General features: G+C 61.8%; 17 protein-coding genes and 1 pseudogene. 7 read left to right on the top strand and 11 right to left on the bottom strand.

Going from position 1 to position 17,275, the window contains the following annotated elements; translation table 11 throughout:
* Position 1: 1 nt before the first annotated feature.
* The 3 genes from AC04SH_RS31595 to AC04SH_RS31585 all read left to right on the top strand — a co-directional run bounded on the left by AC04SH_RS31595 (position 2) and on the right by AC04SH_RS31585 (position 5,388).
* Positions 2 to 1,603, top strand: a complete 1,602-nt coding sequence (locus AC04SH_RS31595) for an MBL fold metallo-hydrolase (protein WP_488577775.1) — start codon at positions 2 to 4, stop codon at positions 1,601 to 1,603.
* A gap of 122 nt (positions 1,604 to 1,725) precedes the next feature.
* Positions 1,726 to 4,146, top strand: coding sequence for a phosphoketolase family protein (locus AC04SH_RS31590; protein ID WP_488577774.1), 2,421 nt, complete (start codon positions 1,726 to 1,728; stop codon positions 4,144 to 4,146).
* A 51-nt stretch (positions 4,147 to 4,197) separates the two neighbouring features.
* On the top strand, positions 4,198 to 5,388 hold the full coding sequence (locus tag AC04SH_RS31585; protein ID WP_488577773.1) for an acetate/propionate family kinase: 1,191 nt from the start codon (positions 4,198 to 4,200) through the stop codon (positions 5,386 to 5,388).
* A 104-nt stretch (positions 5,389 to 5,492) separates the two neighbouring features.
* Here the strand turns inward: AC04SH_RS31585 and AC04SH_RS31580 are convergent, their stop codons facing one another.
* Positions 5,493 to 6,008 carry a GNAT family N-acetyltransferase gene (locus AC04SH_RS31580; RefSeq protein ID WP_488577789.1) on the bottom strand — a complete coding sequence of 172 codons (516 nt, stop codon included), beginning with the start codon at positions 6,006 to 6,008 and terminating at the stop codon, positions 5,493 to 5,495.
* A 71-nt stretch (positions 6,009 to 6,079) separates the two neighbouring features.
* Positions 6,080 to 6,727, bottom strand: coding sequence for a helix-turn-helix domain-containing protein (locus tag AC04SH_RS31575; RefSeq protein ID WP_477237653.1), 648 nt, complete (start codon positions 6,725 to 6,727; stop codon positions 6,080 to 6,082).
* 215 nt (positions 6,728 to 6,942) lie between these two features.
* Here AC04SH_RS31575 and AC04SH_RS31570 point away from each other — a divergent pair, with 215 nt between their 5' ends.
* From AC04SH_RS31570 to AC04SH_RS31560, 3 genes are all read left to right on the top strand, one after another.
* Positions 6,943 to 7,191, top strand: coding sequence for an exopolysaccharide production repressor protein (locus tag AC04SH_RS31570; RefSeq protein WP_488577772.1), 249 nt, complete (start codon positions 6,943 to 6,945; stop codon positions 7,189 to 7,191).
* 87 nt (positions 7,192 to 7,278) lie between these two features.
* Entirely contained in the window at positions 7,279 to 8,022 is a 744-nt protein-coding gene (locus AC04SH_RS31565) for a metallophosphoesterase family protein (RefSeq protein WP_488577771.1), read from the top strand.
* A 20-nt stretch (positions 8,023 to 8,042) separates the two neighbouring features.
* Entirely contained in the window at positions 8,043 to 9,452 is a 1,410-nt protein-coding gene (locus tag AC04SH_RS31560) for a protein kinase domain-containing protein (RefSeq protein WP_488577770.1), read from the top strand.
* A gap of 30 nt (positions 9,453 to 9,482) precedes the next feature.
* On the opposite strand, the gene AC04SH_RS31555 is transcribed toward AC04SH_RS31560, so the two are convergent.
* The 5 genes from AC04SH_RS31555 to AC04SH_RS31535 form a co-directional block, all read right to left on the bottom strand.
* Entirely contained in the window at positions 9,483 to 10,073 is a 591-nt protein-coding gene (locus AC04SH_RS31555; protein WP_488577769.1) for an NAD(P)H-dependent oxidoreductase, read from the bottom strand.
* A gap of 32 nt (positions 10,074 to 10,105) precedes the next feature.
* Positions 10,106 to 10,492 (bottom strand): hypothetical protein, encoded by a 387-nt coding sequence (locus tag AC04SH_RS31550; RefSeq protein ID WP_477237661.1) that lies wholly within the window; start codon positions 10,490 to 10,492, stop codon positions 10,106 to 10,108.
* Positions 10,493 to 10,576: 84 nt separating this feature from the next.
* Positions 10,577 to 11,830 (bottom strand): MgtC/SapB family protein, encoded by a 1,254-nt coding sequence (locus tag AC04SH_RS31545; protein WP_477237663.1) that lies wholly within the window; start codon positions 11,828 to 11,830, stop codon positions 10,577 to 10,579.
* A gap of 12 nt (positions 11,831 to 11,842) precedes the next feature.
* A complete protein-coding gene (gene trxC, locus AC04SH_RS31540; RefSeq protein WP_477237665.1) occupies positions 11,843 to 12,292 on the bottom strand; it encodes a thioredoxin TrxC in 450 nt (149 codons plus the stop codon).
* A 28-nt stretch (positions 12,293 to 12,320) separates the two neighbouring features.
* Positions 12,321 to 14,174 (bottom strand): heavy metal translocating P-type ATPase, encoded by a 1,854-nt coding sequence (locus AC04SH_RS31535; RefSeq protein WP_488577788.1) that lies wholly within the window; start codon positions 14,172 to 14,174, stop codon positions 12,321 to 12,323.
* Positions 14,175 to 14,474: 300 nt separating this feature from the next.
* On the opposite strand from AC04SH_RS31535, the gene AC04SH_RS31530 reads away from it, so the two are divergent.
* Positions 14,475 to 15,311, top strand: a complete 837-nt coding sequence (locus AC04SH_RS31530; protein WP_488577768.1) for a universal stress protein — start codon at positions 14,475 to 14,477, stop codon at positions 15,309 to 15,311.
* Positions 15,312 to 15,388: 77 nt separating this feature from the next.
* On the opposite strand, the gene AC04SH_RS31525 is transcribed toward AC04SH_RS31530, so the two are convergent.
* The 4 genes and pseudogenes from AC04SH_RS31525 to AC04SH_RS31510 all read right to left on the bottom strand — a co-directional run.
* Complete coding sequence (locus tag AC04SH_RS31525) at positions 15,389 to 15,835, bottom strand: pyridoxamine 5'-phosphate oxidase family protein (protein ID WP_488577767.1); 447 nt, start codon at positions 15,833 to 15,835, stop codon at positions 15,389 to 15,391.
* 11 nt (positions 15,836 to 15,846) lie between these two features.
* Complete coding sequence (locus AC04SH_RS31520; RefSeq protein WP_488577766.1) at positions 15,847 to 16,581, bottom strand: phosphoribosyltransferase; 735 nt, start codon at positions 16,579 to 16,581, stop codon at positions 15,847 to 15,849.
* A gap of 3 nt (positions 16,582 to 16,584) precedes the next feature.
* Positions 16,585 to 17,019 (bottom strand): DUF2267 domain-containing protein, encoded by a 435-nt coding sequence (locus AC04SH_RS31515; RefSeq protein WP_488577765.1) that lies wholly within the window; start codon positions 17,017 to 17,019, stop codon positions 16,585 to 16,587.
* A 123-nt stretch (positions 17,020 to 17,142) separates the two neighbouring features.
* Positions 17,143 to 17,275: pseudogene (locus tag AC04SH_RS31510) on the bottom strand (5-aminolevulinate synthase); the annotation flags it as partial.

Genomic DNA, 17,275 nt, shown 5'->3' with positions numbered 1-17,275 from the left:
GATGAGAGGTGGCACGGATCCTATCCTGCGTTTCCACGGCGCAGCCCACGGCGTCACCGGCTCATGTTATGAGATCGAGACGCTGCATTCGCGCATCCTTGTCGACTGCGGCCTGTTCCAGGGGTCGAAGTCTGAACGGGAATTGAACTACGGGGCGTTCCCGTTTCCACCGGATGCGATTGACGCTGTCATCCTGACGCACGCGCATATCGATCACAGCGGCCTTTTGCCGAAACTGGTCAAACAGGGCTTTTCTGGTCCCATCCATACGACCCGCGCCACCATCGATCTTTGCTCGGTCATGCTGCCGGATTCGGCGCATATCCAGGAAATGGAGGTCGAGCACCTCAACCGTCGCAATGCGCAGCGCGGCCGTGCGCCGGTTGAACCGATCTACACCTTGCAGGATGCGGCCGCATGCATGACCTTGTTTCGCGCCCTGGAATACGGCGAATGGACCACTGTCGCCGATGGCCTTCGCGCCCGCTTCTGGAACGCGGGCCACCTGCTTGGTTCGGCATCGGTGGAGCTCGAGATCGACCGACATGATGGGCCGCTGCGTATCATGTTTTCGGGCGACATCGGCCCAGGCCACAAGCTGCTTCAGACCGATCCCGAGGGCCCCTCCGACGTTGACTATCTGATCTGCGAGTCGACCTATGGCGACCGTGACCGGCCGGACGTCTCGCCCGAACAGCGGCGATCCCAGCTCGGTGAGATCGTGCGTGGCGCCGCCGGGGCCGGCGGCCCCCTCATCATTCCGTCCTTCGCCGTAGAGAGAACGCAAGAACTGCTGGTCGACCTGTATTTGCTCATGAAAGCGGGGGAGGTGCCGTCAGCCCCGGTCTTCGTCGACTCGCCGCTGGCAACACGCGCCAGTGCGATTTTCGAGCGGCATGCCAGTGAAATCGAACAGGGTGACGTGCTGCGTCAGGCCCTCAACTCGAAGGAACTGCGCTTCACCGAGACGGTGGAACAGAGCAAGGCGATCAACCGCCTGAGCGGCTTCTTCGTGGTGATCGCCGCCAGCGGCATGTGCGACGCGGGGCGTATCCGCCATCATCTCAAGGCCAATCTCTGGCGCCGGAACGCCACCGTGATGATGGCCGGATACCAGGCCCAAGGGTCACTTGGCAGGATCCTGCTCGACGGCGCTCGGCGGGTACGCATCCAGGGTGAGGAAGTCGAGGTCAAGGCACGTATCAGCCTGTTCGAGCTCTATTCCGGCCACGCCGACGCTAGCGAACTGGTCGCCTGGCTCAAGGCCCGAACTCCGGTGAAGCAGCAGGTGTTCCTGACGCATGGAGAGGAGGCTGGGCTCGGCGGCCTGCGTGGAAGGCTTGCAGGACTGATAACCGACGACAAGATCATCATCCCGAGGCTGGACGATGCTTTCCAATTGACCTGCGGTCGCACTTTGCCGGTCGAGGTCAACGAGCCCCGCCGTTTGAAGCCGGAAAAGATTGCCCGCCTCGACTGGCACAATGACCTTTCAAAGCTTCTCCTGGACGTCAACGAGGCGGTCAGCGCCGCAGCTGACGAACGGAGTCGCGCAGCGGTGATCAGGCGCATGCGCAGGGCACTCGAGGACAAGGACGCATAGAGACTGCGAAGCGATGAACTGAAAGCGCAAGAGCGCGTTGGTGTCCATTCGCAGCAGATCGACGAACACAAGCCCATATCGCAATCCGGCGACAGGGCGCCAACAGGCGATGGGAGCCAGACATGACAGAGCATACGACAATACCAACTTCCAGTGGCCGGCTGTCCGATCGCGAGCTGCATGACATCGACGCCTATTGGCGCGCTGCCAACTATCTGACGATCGGCCAGATCTACCTGCTCGACAATCCGTTGCTGCGCGAACCGTTGCGGCTGGAGCACGTCAAACCGCGCCTGCTCGGCCATTGGGGAACGTCGCCGGGGCTGAGCTTCATCTATGCGCATCTCAATCGCGCGATCCGGCTCAGGGACGCAAATGTGATCTATGTTTGCGGCCCCGGCCATGGCGGTCCGGCAATGGTGGCCAATACCTATCTCGAGGGCACCTACAGCGAGTTCAATCCGGATATATCGATGGATGAGCAAGGAATGCGCAAGCTGTTCCGGCAGTTCTCATTCCCCGGCGGCATCCCGAGCCATGCCGCGCCCGATGTGCCCGGCTCCATCCATGAAGGCGGCGAGTTGGGTTACTCGCTTTCGCACGCCTATGGCGCCGCCTTCGACAATCCGGATCTTGTGGTCGCCTGTGTCGTCGGTGACGGCGAGGCGGAAACGGGGCCACTGGCTGCCGCGTGGCACTCCAACAAATTCCTCAACCCGGCGCGCGACGGGGCGGTGCTGCCGATCCTGCATCTGAACGGCTACAAGATCGCCAATCCAACCATTCTGGCCCGCATTCCCGAAGACGAATTGCGCGCGCTGTTTGCCGGCTACGGCTATGAGCCGCTGTTCGTGGAAGGCCACGAGCCAGCTCTGATGCATGAGCGGATGGCGAGCGTGCTCGACGATGCGCTTGATCGGATCCATTCTATCCAGCATGCCGCACGCAACGGATCTGCGGCGACCGTGTCGCGACCGACATGGCCGATGATCGTGCTGCGCAGCCCCAAGGGTTGGACCGGTCCGAAAGAGGTGGACGGGCTGAAGACCGAGGGCTTCTGGCGCTCGCATCAAGTCCCCTTGTCGGGCCTTGCGGAGAACCCCGAGCATCTCAAGCTGCTCGAGGAGTGGCTGAGAAGCTACCGGCCCGAAGAGCTGTTCGACGCCACCGGCGCTCCGGTCGCTTCGATCCGCGCCACGGCACCCCAGGCAACGAAACGGATGAGCGCCAACCCGCATGCCAATGGCGGCCTGCTGCGCAGATCTCTCGACCTTCCGGGGTTGCATGAACACGCCATTGCGGTCGAGCACCCCGGCGCCATCAAGACCGAGTCGACGCGGGTCATGGGCAGCTTCCTGCGTGATGTCATGCAGTTGAACGAGGCCGCGAAGAACTTCCGCATCGTCGGCCCTGACGAGACTGCCTCGAACCGCCTTCAGGACGTGTTCGAAGTGACGGAGCGTGGCTGGATGGAAAAGATCCTGCCCGAAGACGTTCATCTCGGGCGCGAGGGCAGGGTTCTCGAAATCCTTTCCGAGCACACCTGCCAGGGCTGGCTGGAAGGCTACTTGCTCACCGGGCGCCACGGCCTGTTTTCCTGCTACGAAGCGTTCATCCACATCGTCGATTCCATGTTCAATCAGCATGCGAAATGGTTGGATGCCTGCCGCGACATCCCATGGCGGCGGCCGATCGCATCGCTGAATTATCTGTTGTCGAGTCATGTCTGGCATCAGGAACACAACGGCTTCAGCCATCAGGACCCCGGCTTCATCGATGTCGCTCTCAACAAGAAGGCCGATATTGTCCGCGTCTACCTGCCACCGGACGCCAACACATTGCTCTGCGTAACCGATCATGTGCTGCAGACCTGGAACCGCATCAACATCATCGTCGCCGGCAAGCCACCATCGTGGCAGTGGCTGTCGATGGACAAGGCAATCGTTCACTGCCGGGCAGGGATCGGCATCTGGGACTGGGCGTCGACGGACGATGGGGCTGAGCCCGACGTCGTGATGGCCTGCGCCGGCGACGTCCCGACCCTCGAAACGCTGGCCGCCGTGCAAATCCTCAGGCAGCAAGTTCCTGATCTCCGGATCAGGTTGGTCAACGTCGTTGACCTGATGACTCTTCAGCCGAAGGAATACCATCCGCACGGGCTGTCGGATCGCGAGTTCGATGCGCTGTTCACCACCGACAAGCCGGTCATCTTTGCCTATCACGGCTATCCCTGGACGATCCATCGCCTGACCTATCGGCGCACCAACCATGACAACATCCATGTGCGCGGCTACAACGAGGAGGGCACGACCACGACGCCCTTCGACATGACTGTGCTGAACGGCCTCGACCGCTTTCATATCGTCCAAAGCGTCCTCGACTGGGTTCCGCGCCTCAAGAGCGTCCGGTTCGCGTTAAAGCAGGCAATGGACAGCAAGCTGCTAGAACATCGGGCCTATATTCGCGCCCATGGGCAGGATATGCCGGAGATCCTTGACTGGAAGTGGGGCCAGGATGATGCGGTGCCCAAGCGTCCAGATTGAGCGGATGCCCGCCGGCAAACGCCTGGGGACGGCAACATATCGGATGGCTTCATGACCGGTGCGATCCTTGTCCTGAACGGCGGTTCTTCGAGCCTGAAGTTCGCCGCCTTCGAGGGACGTGAGCAACTACCGCTGCTGCTGCGCGGCAGTGTCTCATCTCTCGGCCATCGACCGCGGCTGCGCGTCGAGGCTGCAGCTGGCAGGTCAGAGATCGACAGGAATCTAGGCGACGCACCGATCGATATGAACAAGGCGTTCGCTGCGGCGGCCTCCGTGCTCGCCGATAGGGGATTCCTGCGTCGCATCGACAGGGTCGGCCACAGGATCGTTCACGGCGGGCGTGACTACACCGAAGCGACACTGCTCGACGAACACACGCTCGAAGCGCTGCGCCTGCTCGAGCCGATGGCGCCCATCCACCAACGGATCAATCTCGAGATTGTCGCGCTGGCCACTGAGCTCCTGCCGCAGGCCGTCCAGATCGGTTGCTTCGACACGGCGTTTCATTCGACCCGGCCGGAGCTTGCCAAACTCTATGGGCTGCCGCGCGCGATGACTGAGGCGGGCATCGTTTCCTACGGCTTTCATGGGCTGTCCTACAGCCATATCGCTGCGAAGCTGCGTGATCGCTACGGCGCGCTCGCCGGCGGCCGCACGATCGTCGCCCATCTCGGCAGCGGCGCCAGCCTGTGCGCGATGGACGCCGGACGAAGCATCGCCACGACGATGGGGTTTTCCACCCTGGACGGCCTGGTGATGAGCACGCGTTGCGGCGCGCTCGACCCGGGGGTCATCCTTCACTTGCTGCAGGAGCGGCGGCTGTCTGCGGATGAACTGGTCACGCTACTCTACGAGCAATCGGGTCTGCTCGGTGTGTCTCAAATATCGGGTGACATGCGAACACTGATGGCCTCAGACGATCCTGCCGCCGCCGAGGCTGTCGACCTCTTCGTCTACCGCATCGGACGTGAGATAGGATCGCTGGCCGCTGCCATGGGGGGGCTGGACACACTGGTGTTCACCGCCGGCATTGGCGAAAATGCGCCGTTGGTCCGGGAGAGGATTTGCGTTGCCGCTGCCTGGCTTGGAGTCCGTCTCGACGAGGAGCGAAACCGAGAAGGTCAGAAGATGGTCAGCGCTGCGACTTCCCGCGTCGATGTCCTTGTCATTCCAGCGGATGAAGAAAGCGCTGTGGCCGCGGAGATGCTCGTCTTTCGATCTGCCCGGGAGCCGCTGCGATAGTTACAGCAGCTCGCCGTTTTCGTGGAAACGCCGAGCGGCTCTAACGCTTAGTTTCAACGCTATTCCGGATGGAAAACCGTTTTTACACTTTTCCTGGAATTGCTCTAGGCGGCCGATCGCGCTCCCAGCTTCCGCCGAACCAGCACAAGTGTTGCATCGTCGGGATCGGTAGTGACGGTAAAACCCATGTCGCGCTCGACCTCGATCGCAGCACGGTTTTCACGGCTCTCGATCGACTCGATCGCTTTGAGGCCGAGTTCTTCGGCATATTTCGCAACATAGGCGAGCAGCTCCCAGCCAACGCCCAGATGCTTGCGATCCTGGCGAATGCATATCGCAACCTCGCCGTTTCGATCGGCTCGATCGCTTGCCAGCGTCGCAACCGCGATGAGCATCCCGTCGGTCGAGAATGCTAGAAAATTATGGACATGGGCGTCATCTGAACGCGTCATGGCCACCAGCCGTTCATGAGAGACTTCCTTCACAACGCCGAGAAAGCGGAAGCGCAGGTCTTCCGGAGTCACATGGGTGAAGAATTCGGCCAGCGTTGGCTCATCTTCAGGGCGCGCGCGGCGCACTTCGAAGCGAAAGCCGGTATGGGTGGTAAGTGCGTTGTCCATCGTCGTGTGCTCCTTGAGCTGAGGCCGGTTCTGCGACGTCATGGTCGTCTCGGTTTCCCATGTAGGCGCCGTCATTCGCCCATCGCCTGCAATACGTCCTGCTTGACGATTTCGATGCTCCGCAGGTTGAGCAGGCGGATGACACCCTTATCCTTCAGCCGGGTGAAGACCCGCGACACGGTCTCGATGGTGAGGCCGAGATAGTCACCGATGTCCATACGCGACATTGGCAACTCAACCTGCCGCAATCCGCCCTGCCGCTCAGCTACGTCGACAAGGAAGGCAGCGACGCGTTCGATCGCGTTCTGGCGACCGAGGACAAGGAGGTGTTCCTGCGCGCGGGTCAGGCCCTTGAGCGCCAATGGCAGCAACTCACGGGACATGTCAGCTCCGGCAGCAAGGCGGAAGGTGCGGACCCCGGTGGCGTTGATCGCTTCGGCGAAGAAATGGTGCGTCGTGCCGGCTTCGAAGCCGAAGGTCTCTCCGGCGAGGTGGAAGGCGCTGATCTGCCTGCGACCGTCTGCGAGCAGGCGATAGATGCGCACGGCACCGAATTCGACCTGGTACAGGGCGCCGGCCTTCTCGCCTTGAGCATAAATCTCCGAACCGGCGGGAAAGAAGCTGATGGGCTGTTGCGTTTCCGAGCCAAAGGCCGCTGGCAGGCTTGGCTGAGCAGAATGCGACGGCAATGAAATTCTGGAGGCGGTGTAGGCGTGCATGGCTGTTTTCCCGGTTGTTCCGTGACACAGCAATCGCGCGAATCCGTGGGTCGCGAAATTCGGTTTTGTCCCTACGGGAAACTACCTAGTCGCGCGGATTGTTGATCCACATCAAATGGCGAGGCGCGCCGGTCGCTTAAGTCCTCCTTCGTTTTGGGCGGTAGCAATAGGGAGTCGTTTCGAAATCTTGCATCGGAACGGCTGGGTGGGCAGCGATGTATCTTCCGCAATTCCTGGTCGGAATGTTTGTCACCTCGACCATCGTCGCGGTATGGACCTACACGGTAACGGGCTCGGTCTGGACAGCATTGGGCTGGGCGACTATCGACTTGGTCGTTCTGCAGGTTGGATACGTCGTCTTTGTCATACGCCTGGTTTCCAAAAGCGCGACGGCAGACGCTGAAGCAGACTCGGCGTCACTCAGCCATGTTGCGCCACCCCAAAGAGACGGCACGTTGCTTTAGCCGTCCCAAATGATCGCGACGCAGCCGTATCAAATCACTCGCGGCACGCACCTTGCCATTCTTTGCCAAACTCTGGGACAAGGTTGAATGCGCATTGCAATCCTGTCTGACATCCATGCCAATCGCGAGGCATTTGACGCGGTCATGGAAGCTGTTCACGAACGCGGCAGTCCAGACGAGTTGGTATTGCTGGGAGATCTGGTCGGCTACGGTCCCGATCCCATCTATGTGATCGAGAAGGCCGCCCATCTGATGGCTGACGGCGCGCTTTGCATCATGGGCAACCACGACGAGGCAGTGGCGCTGAATCTAGCCAATATGACTGAGAACGCGCGTTTCGCCGTCCAGTGGACTCGCGAACGCATCGCTCCGGCTCATCTTGAATTCCTGACGCGATTGCCGCTTTCGCTGCAATCCGAAGACCGCCTTTATGTGCACGCAAGTGCGGAGCGACCGGGGAAGTGGCCCTATATACGCGACCTGGATGCAGTGGAACGCTGCCTCTCGGCAAGCGACGCCCGCTTCGTTTTCTGCGGCCACACCCACATTCCCGCCATCTACTACGCGCTGCCCGGTCGCCGACCGATGCATTTTCAGCCGCATGACAATGTGGCTGCACCCCTGTTGGAGATAAGGCGGCACCTGGTGATCGCCGGCGCGATCGGCCAACCGCGCGACGGCAACCCGGCGGCGTGCTTTGTTCTTGTCGACACGCAGCGGCAAGAGGTCACGATGGTTCGTGTTCCCTATGATCACGAAGAAACAGCCCGCAAGATCCACGCCGCCGGCCTGCCTGGATGGCTTGGCATGCGGCTGAAGATTGGCCGCTAGGCTTCAAGGAGACCTATTTGATGCGACGGTTTGAGGCAGGCGCGGTCATCGATGGTTTCGAGCTGGTCGAAAAGCTTCCCTCCGGCGGCATGGCTTCGCTTTGGCGGGCGACCAACCCGCGATACGATTTTTCGCTTGTTTTGAAGATCCCCTTTCTCGACCCGGGCGCGGATGTTTCCGTCATCCTTGGATTCGAGGTGGAGGAGCTGATCCTGAAACGCCTGTCGGGACCACATGTGCCGCGTTTCGCTGCATCCGGCAGCCTGGCGCAGGTTCCCTACATAGCCATGGAGTTCGTGGTCGGAAAGGGCCTTGCAGATATCGTCGGTAGCGCGCCTCTGCCTGGGGACGAGGTGGCAAGGATCGGCATCGAGATAGCGACGGCACTCGCTGCCTTGCACCGGCAGAAAGTCGTTCATCTCGATCTCAAGCCAGAGAATGTCATTCTCGCCAAGCGCGGTGCGGTGCTCCTCGACTTCGGGCTCGCCCGACATGCAGAGCTTCCCGATCTTCTCGGCGCGGAAAGCTCAGTGCCAATGGGCACCGCCGCCTATATCTCACCCGAACAGGTGCTCGGGGAGCGATCCGATCCAGCAAGTGACCTGTTCGCGCTGGGTTGCATCCTCTATCAACTGGCCACGGGTGAGGAGCCGTTCGGGCGGCCGGCGACTTTGGCGGGAATGAAGCGCAGGCTCTATCATGCGCCTAGATTGCCGCGGAGTATCAACGACGCCATTCCGCGGTGGCTGGAAGCCATCATTCTGAAATGCATGGAAGTGGACAGGTCTCAACGATACGTCGAGGCGGCACACATCCTGTCCGATCTGAGGAGCCCTGACCAGGTGGTCGTTGCCAAACGCAAGCCCCGGAACGGGGGTGTGTGGGGTGCGATCACCAGCCTGTTTCGCAAGACGGATGACAGGTCGCTCGTTGGCAGGCCGAGTTCGACAAGGACACAGGCCGGACCGTCGATTGTTCTTGCCGCTGTCGACCTGGCCAATGGCGGCGATGCGCTGGCGGGCGAGGTTCGCAACGAAACCGCCCGCGTGCTGGCCTCGCGAGAGGATTCGTGGCTGGCCTGCGTGACGGTCCTGAAGACCGAAATCATCGGCGAGACGCCGGCGACCGACGAGACAGGGCGCTCGGTCTATTTGAAGCGGCTCGTAGCTCTCAAGGATTGGGCCCATCCACTGCATATGCCGGAGGATCGCATCAGCTATCATGTGCTTGAAGCTGTCAGCCCTGCCGATGCGATCCTCACCTACGCCGAGCACAATGACGTCGGGCATATCGTGGTTGGAGCGCGGGCGTCCTCGGCAATCCGCCGTCACCTCGGCAGCGTCTCGACCAAGGTCGTGGCACAGGCCCTTTGCTCGGTTTCTGTGGTCCGTTCGAAGGCAGTCGAGGAACAAGGACGGCGGCAGCTTTGATGCGCTTCGAACGGTATCAAAATCGCTGCGCTAAAGCGCTCGCTCGCCGAGATTGCGCATCTGGCTGACCCATTTCGCACGGGTCGCATCGCTGGCGCCAGCGACCATGCCGAACAAAGTCTCGCGTACCGGAGTGATCCCGACAAAATGCAGAATGCTTCGCTTCATGCCGGCGATGCCGTGTCCGAGGAACCATAACCGGTAGACTACGGAAGGCATGCCCATCGTCACCACGACGCGCGCAGAGCGGCCGCGAAGCAGCGTCTTGGTGAAGCCGCCGCCGGTGTCGGGGTAGGCGAAGGCCGTCCCTGGCCGCATCACCTGTTCCAGAAATGCCTTGAGCAGAGCCGGCATGGTTCCGAGCCACAGCGGGAAGACAAAGACGATGTGCTCCGCCCAGACGATCGCTTCGGCTGCATCCTTCAGTTCGACGGGCAGCGCGCCATGTTCGAACTCCTGCATCGTCCGCAGCATCGGAAATTCAAGCACTGCCAGATCGACCCGGCGGACGGCGTGCCCCGCCTTTTCCGCGCCCTCACCATAGGCCTTGGCAAGGCCGCGGCAGAGCCGGTCCGGGGATGGGTCGGGATGGCCGACCACAATCAGGATGCGTCGTGACATGGTCTACTCCGGGCGAGCGTGGCGCTGCCGCGTCAGGGCCGCTCGACCCTTGCCACCTGGTAGGTGTGCATGGCGCCGTTGCGCTCGATCGACACGTACTCACCGGTCACGAACCGTTCGTCGCCGAGATGAAAGCCGATTTCGTCATCGCGGTCGCCTTCGGCGTAGTCGAAATACCACTGTCCGCCGGGCTTGCGCCTCAGCCGGCCGATCAGGTCTTCCTCGCCGGTACGAAAGCGGCGAACACGGCAAGAGGCCCTGTGCGATTTCCACTCTTCCGCATCGATCTTTCCTTCGCCGGTCAATGGAGCCAGCACGTCATAGCCTTCTTCACGGTCGCCTTCCGGGTGGCTCTTTTCACGCGCAAGCAGCAGCCGGACATGGCGGAATTTCGGGGTGAGGTCCTTCAAAGTGGTCATGGCGAACTCCTTTCACGGAGTTTCATAGAGCGGTGGCGGGACCTGGCCCTTGATCCGCATCAAGAAGGCTTGAGAACACCACTTCTATCCAGGACCAAGCAACAGGAGGGCGCAGATGCCCATGGTCGCGGCGATCAGGGTTGCGACAGCCAGTGGCAGCCAGAACCTGACCGGACCGGCAAATACAGCAAGCGACAGGCGACCGATGGCGTTTGCTGCCAGCGCCGCGAGCACGGCCTGGCCCACGGTCTCGACGGACACGGAATGCTTGACCAGGCGCAGTGCGCCTAGCACGGAGACATCGACATCGAATGAGCCGGCGAGCGCCGAAGTCGCCAGCAGACCGCGCCCACCGAATTGAGCGGCCAGCCCGGCACTTGCGGTCGCGACGATCGCAAAGAGCAAGGCGAAGAGCAGCAACGGGCCCAGTTCGAATGGATTGCGCGTGATCGCGCTGCCTTCACCGTTCCCGCTGTCACGAGTCAGCAGCAATGCGCCGCAGACGGCGAAGGCAAGCGCTGCGGCAATCGCCGGAATGGCGACCGATGCGAGCACGCTTGGCTCGACGATCAGAACCACGGCGCAGACGCGGAGCACCGAAACCATTGCAGCCAAGGATGCCGCCCCGGCGAGCGGCAGCGGATTGCTTGCCGACGCGGCATTGCGGGCAAGCGCCAAGGTCACCGCTGTGGAAGAGACGATTGCACCGGTGATCGAACTGACCAGCAGACCACGCGTATTGCCCAGAATGCGAACAGCCACGTAGCCGGCGAACGAAATCGAGGCCATCAGCACCGTCAGGAACCAGACCTCCCACGGATTGAAACCGCCCCAGGGGTCCATCGTCCGGTTTGGCAGCAGGGGCAGAACGATCGCCGTCATCACGGCCAGGATCAGCGCTGACCGCAGTTCGATCCAGGTCAGTCGCTTCAAAAGACCGTGCAGGACCTCGCGACTGGCCAGGATTGCCGCCAATGCCGCTCCACCGGCAGCAGCAGCCCGGTAGTCGCCGGCGACGGAAAGCGCACCAAGGGCGAAAACGCCAAGGCCAGCGATCACGCCCGTGACACTGAAATCCTCGTCATGGGCGGCCTCGCGCGCCTTGTACCAGGCGAAGATCGCCGCAAAGGCGATGAAGCCGCCGACCAGCACGGATACCGCGCCGAGCGCGTTGGCGAGTGCGGCGAGCACGCCGCCGAGCAAGCCGGATATGCCGAATGTCCGGATGCCGGCCGTGCGACTGCGATCCGGCGCGTCCCGCTCTTGCCAGCCGCGCTCCAAGCCGACGAGCAGGCCTATTGCGAGGGCCAGTCCCAGCCGAGCGATGAGCGGATCCATTGGCGGCGGCTCTCAGGCGGCGACCGCTGGCAGGTGGTCGCGAATCCACCTGACGATCTGGCCTGCCGTCATTGCGCCGGATGTGCGCGCAATCTCGCGCCCGCCATGAAAGAGGATCATGGTCGGGATGCTGCGAATGCCGAGTCTGGCCGCAACAGCCTGCTCATTGTCGGAATTGAGTTTGATCAGGCGAACATGCGGCTCCAGTTCAATTGCTGCCGCTTCATAGGCCGGAGCCATCATCTTGCAGGGGCCGCACCAGGGTGCCCAGACGTCGACGACAACGGGAAGACTGCTGCGCGCGATCTGACAATCAAACACCCGGGTGTCGACGTCTCCTGGATGCCCCGAAAACAGCCTGGTTCCGCACTTTCCACATTTCGCCTCCGTGGCATTGCGACCCGGCGGCAGGCGGTTGACGCCACCGCATTTGCTGCAAACCACCAGATGCTGCTCTGCCATGGCCTATCACCCATTTTGCTCTCGACCACTATGCGCGCCACAGATGGCCATCGCCAAGGGTCCGCAAAGCGTTCAGGATAACCGCCACGTCAATCCCTTCCTGAAGCAGCGCTCCGGCAACCGGGGTGATCTGCCCCATGGCCGCTGCAATCATTGCCAGTCCCGACAGCGCCAGCCCGGCAATGATGCTTTGCAAGGCGATCGACCGCGTTCGCCGTGCAATCCGGACAGCATCGGCGATGGGCCGCAGCCTGTCGGTCAGCACGATGACATCCGCCGCCTCGGAGGAGGCGGTCGCACCACGTGCGCCCATGGCGACACCGACCGTTGCCGCCGCCAGGGCAGGGGCATCGTTGATGCCGTCGCCGATCATCATCGTCGGCGCCAGGGCTTTCTCGGCTTCGACCGTCGCGACTTTTTCAGTAGGGGCCGCATCGGCGACGATGGCGTCAAGGTCGAGCAAGGTGGAGATGCGCTTGGCTGCCACTCTGTCGTCGCCCGTGAGCATGACCATGCGTGCAATGCCGGCTGAGCGCAGCTTGCCGAGTGTGTCGCGCGCATCGACACGCACGGCGTCCCCGAACGTAAAAATACCTGCAAGCTCTCCCGCGAGTGCGATAAAAACCCTGAGCACCGGCTCGTCCCGGTATCTTTCTTCGCCGCCTTTCGCCCAGCCGGGCAGCGACTTGTCGGCGAGCACGAGAGCGCGCGATCCCGCCGCGATCACCATGTTGTCGACCCGGCCCTTCAGGCCAGCGCCGCGATGCTCGCAGACATCACGCGGATGCGAAAGCATCAGCTGTCTGCCGCGCGCCGCCCGGATGATCGAGTCGGCGAGCACATGGTGCGAGGCCTGTTCCAGGGAAGCCAAGAGCCGCAGCAAATGGTTTGCGTCACGGCCGGGTGCGGCTTCGATTTCGATGAGCTCGGCGCCGCCGATGGTCAAGGTCCCCGTCTTGTCGAAGATCGCGGTTCGGACTTGCGCAAGGGCCTCCAGAGCCGTGCTGCCTTTCATCAGGATGCCGGCGCGCGCGGCGCGGGACACACCGCCGATGAAGGCAACCGGTGCCGCGAGGATGAGCGGGCAAGGTGTAGCGACCACCAGCACGGCCAGCGCCCGGATTGGATCGCCGGAAGTGTACCAGGCGGCACCGGAAACCAGCAAAGTTGCTGGCAGCAAGAACAGGGCGAAGCGGTCGGCCATGCGGATGAACGGGGATTTCGCGGTCTGCGCTGCGGCGACCATGCGTACGATCGCGGCATAGGTGCTCTGCCCCGCCAAGGCAGAAGCCCGCATGCTGAAGGGCTCGCCCGCATTGATCGTGCCGCTGCGCAGCATGTCGCCCGCTGTCCGACGTTCCGGCAGGGGTTCTCCACTCACTGCCGATTCGTCGAGAGAGGCCGAAGGATCGAGCAGGGTGCCGTCGACAGGAAGCAGTTCGCCGGCACGCACCAACAGCTCATCGCCGACGGCTACGTCCTCGACGGAGATGGTCTCTGTCCCCCGGGTTGACGTCCGATGGGCGACACGCGGCGACCGGTCGGTCAATGCCTTCAGGTTCCGTTCCGCGCGGCCGCGGGCGAAATCCTCTAGCACAGTACCGCCGGCATACATGATCGCGACCACCACTGCTGCAAGGGGTTGTCCGAGCAAGAGTGCAGCGGACATCGAGACCAGTGCAATTGCATCGACGCCGAAGCGGCCAATCCAGAAATCGCGCAGAATGGAGAGGGCGAGAGCAGCCACCACCGGCAAGGTTGCCAGCGTCCAGATCGTGTCGGCCTCAAGGGGGCCGAGCCCGGTTCGCCACACTCCGATCCCAAAGGCGAGACCCAGGATGGCAGTGACCAGCAATGCGCGTCGCAGGGTGGACTCGTTCATGCGATGCCTTCCGATCTGATCGATGCTCGCCAAATTCCGCCAGCGCCGACCGGCGCGTCGAACTCGGGCAACAGCTAATCGCGAGAACCGCAGAACGCTTTGATCCAACGCAACGAACGGGCAGGATCGACGGGCGATCATCGCCGCCAACAGGAGGCACGACGGCTCCTTTGGCCAGGTGGTCTCCGACAACATCGGCCCGCACGCAAGGTGTTTGATTCAGCGCAATGAACGCGCCTGCCTCTCCCGCCTACACTTCAGCAACGATTGAAGATTCACTCGAAATGAGGAGTTGTTGCCGTGGCTTTCAGGACACTGCTTACGGTTACCGGGCCGGACCAGGGCGAGGGCGATCTGAAGCTGGCCGCCTCGCTATGCGAACAGATCGGTGCCCATCTCTCCGTGCTCGTTCTCGAGTTGGCCGCGCCGCCCTCAGGCGGCGAATATGCTGCCGTTGTCTCACCAGCCTGGCTGGAGGAGCGACAGGCCGAGCTGAAAAGGCTCGAGAAACGAATTTCTGACGTCACCGGCTTTCTTTCCCAGAGCGCCGTGTCCGCCGATCTGAGCGACGATTATCCCGACATGGGATGGGCGGACGACGTTATCGGAAGGCGTGCCCGCTACGCCGATCTGACCATTCTGGGACCGGATTTGCTGGCAAGCCATACGCTGAAGGACAAAGTCATCGAAGGCACGCTGTTCTCATCGGGAAAGCCCATTCTGCTCGTTCCCCAGGGCTCGCGGCCGACGCTGAAGCCGAAACGCATCCTCGTTGCATGGGACGGCCACCTTGAGTCATCGCGGGCCGTACGCGAGTCGCTCGATATGCTGAAAGGCGCCGAAGATGTGCGCCTTGTCATCGTCGATCCCATTGAAAATGAATTCCATCATGGCGAGGAGCCAGGTGCGGATGCCGCGGCCTATCTCGCCCGGCACGGTGTGAGGGTTACGGTCGAGCGGCTGCCGAGTTCGAACCATTCGGTCGCGGACGTGCTCCGTCAGCATGCCGGCGACGTTGCGGCCGAACTTTTGGTCATGGGCGCCTATGGTCATTCCCGGTTGCGCGAGCGGATCTTCGGTGGGGTGACCAAGTCGATGCTTGAGGGCTCGTCGCTGCCGGTCTTGATGGCGCGATAACAATTCAAGGAAAGGAGAAAAGGGCCGGTGCAGATTTCGCCGGCCTTTTCCATTTCTCGCGAGATCCGATGGGACGACTACTCGCTCGCTTCCCGTCCGGACATCTGCTCGATCAGGATCCGAAAGAAAACGTGCGGTTCATTGTCGGCTGTGAAAGGAACGATGGGCTTGAGCGCGCCAGGTTCCCACCAGTCGGCGTGTTTGCTCAGCACTGACCAGGCATGATCCCGCTGCAGCTTGTGGCCGACCCGGTCAGGCAGTTCTTCGTATCGCCCGTCGACAACGACGCTTCTCCATTCTCTGCCCTGGCCATGTTCGTCAACCTGGACGGACACCAGCGGATTGGCTCGCATCCACTCGACCTTTTTGCCCGGCATGGAAAACGCGTAAAGGTGAGCGTCCGAATGGGTGTAGTAGAAGGGCACGACATAAGGTTGCCGGTCCTTCGCGCACGCCAGGTGACCAACGCGATTGGCTATCAGGATTTTCGTGCATTCCAAGGCTGAAAGCGTGCGGATCAGCATGACATCATCTCCTATTGCTCTCGGTTGGTCCGTGGCATTGATTTCGTGGCGGCATTCAGGCCGGGGCCGGCTGCGTGTTGCGCATCGCGGACCTGCCGGCCCAATCGCGACAGGACGGCCTCGCCCATCGCAGCGACGACCTCGCTGTCCGTAAGCTGAGGAAACCACAAATAGTGGTAGCTCAGAGCACGGAAATGTCCTGGCTGACTAAGGCAAACCACGCGATCCGCTTCCCGCGCCAGTTCAACGACCGTCTCTTGCGGTGAAACGGGAATTGCCACGACGATTTCCCTCGGTGACCGGCGCTTGAGGGCGCGGATCGCGATTTTCATGGTCGTACCGGTTGCGGCCCCGTCATCGACGATGATCGCGGTTTTTCCCGCAATCGAGATCGGTTTGGTCTTCGCGCGATAGGCAGCGCGCTGGCGTTCGAGTTCTGGTCGCTCATTTGCAATCAAGACACGTAGCTGGCCTTCGTCGAGCGCGTAGGTCTCGACAATCTCACGGTTCAAGACGACCTCGCCAGGGTCGCCATCGACGATCGCGGCAACAGCCAACTCGGGATTGCCCGGAGCGCCGACCTTGCGGACGATAAGAAGATCAAGAGGTGCGCCGAGGGCCTTGGCCACCTCCACTGCGACAGGCACCCCGCCACGCGGCAATGCCAGCACGATGGGCTGATGCAGTTGCAACCTGCTCAGTTCCACGCCAAGCTTCACGCCAGCGTCTTTCCGGTCGCGGAACATCGGTCAATCCACCGGCCACAGTTTTCGCAGCGACTTCTTCATCGAGTTTCTGACCTGGACGACCTCGCCATTCGAAATGTGACGGTCGAGAAGCTTGAACACGGCGTTGACCGCGACATCGAAATCGACGTCGTCATCATAGCCGAAGCAACTTCTGACACTGAGAACGAAATCGCGTTTCTTGCGGTCGCTACTAGGCCCCGACGGGTTCCAGCCTTCGAAGTACATGCCGCGAACCAGAACAGGCAATTGCGCTGAAAGATCGGCCATTTCCGATTCCGGCAGCCAGTCTCGGATCGTGTGCAAAACGCACCTCAGAAGTCGGCACGCGCTCGGTTCGCTCCAGCAGAGGTCCGCAGCGAGTTCCCTGACCCATTGCTGCGCCTGTTGAGCAGCGTGCGTAAAGTCAGCAAAGGACGTGTGTGAACTATGACCCATGGCGATGCTCCTCGAAGATTTGAGTTCCATTCCTAAGGCGTCGAAAAGCTTCGAGCCTTGAGCCGGATCAAATTGCTCAGGCAAAAGGGGCTGAAGACTGTTTGAGCTGAGCAGGCGGCGGCTTCAGCCGCCCGACTTCGGCACCAACAGCGGAACAATCCGGTCGCTCTTGGCGACAGCGGGCCGTCCGGCGGAGCCGTAGGGAATGCCGAGCGCATCCCAGGTCTCGACCAGCGCATCCTGCAGTCCTGCAATC

Source organism: Mesorhizobium sp. CNPSo 4688 (assembly GCF_057784295.1).
The sequence above is the reverse complement of the archived record's forward strand: the minus strand, read 5'-3'. Positions and strand labels throughout refer to the sequence as shown.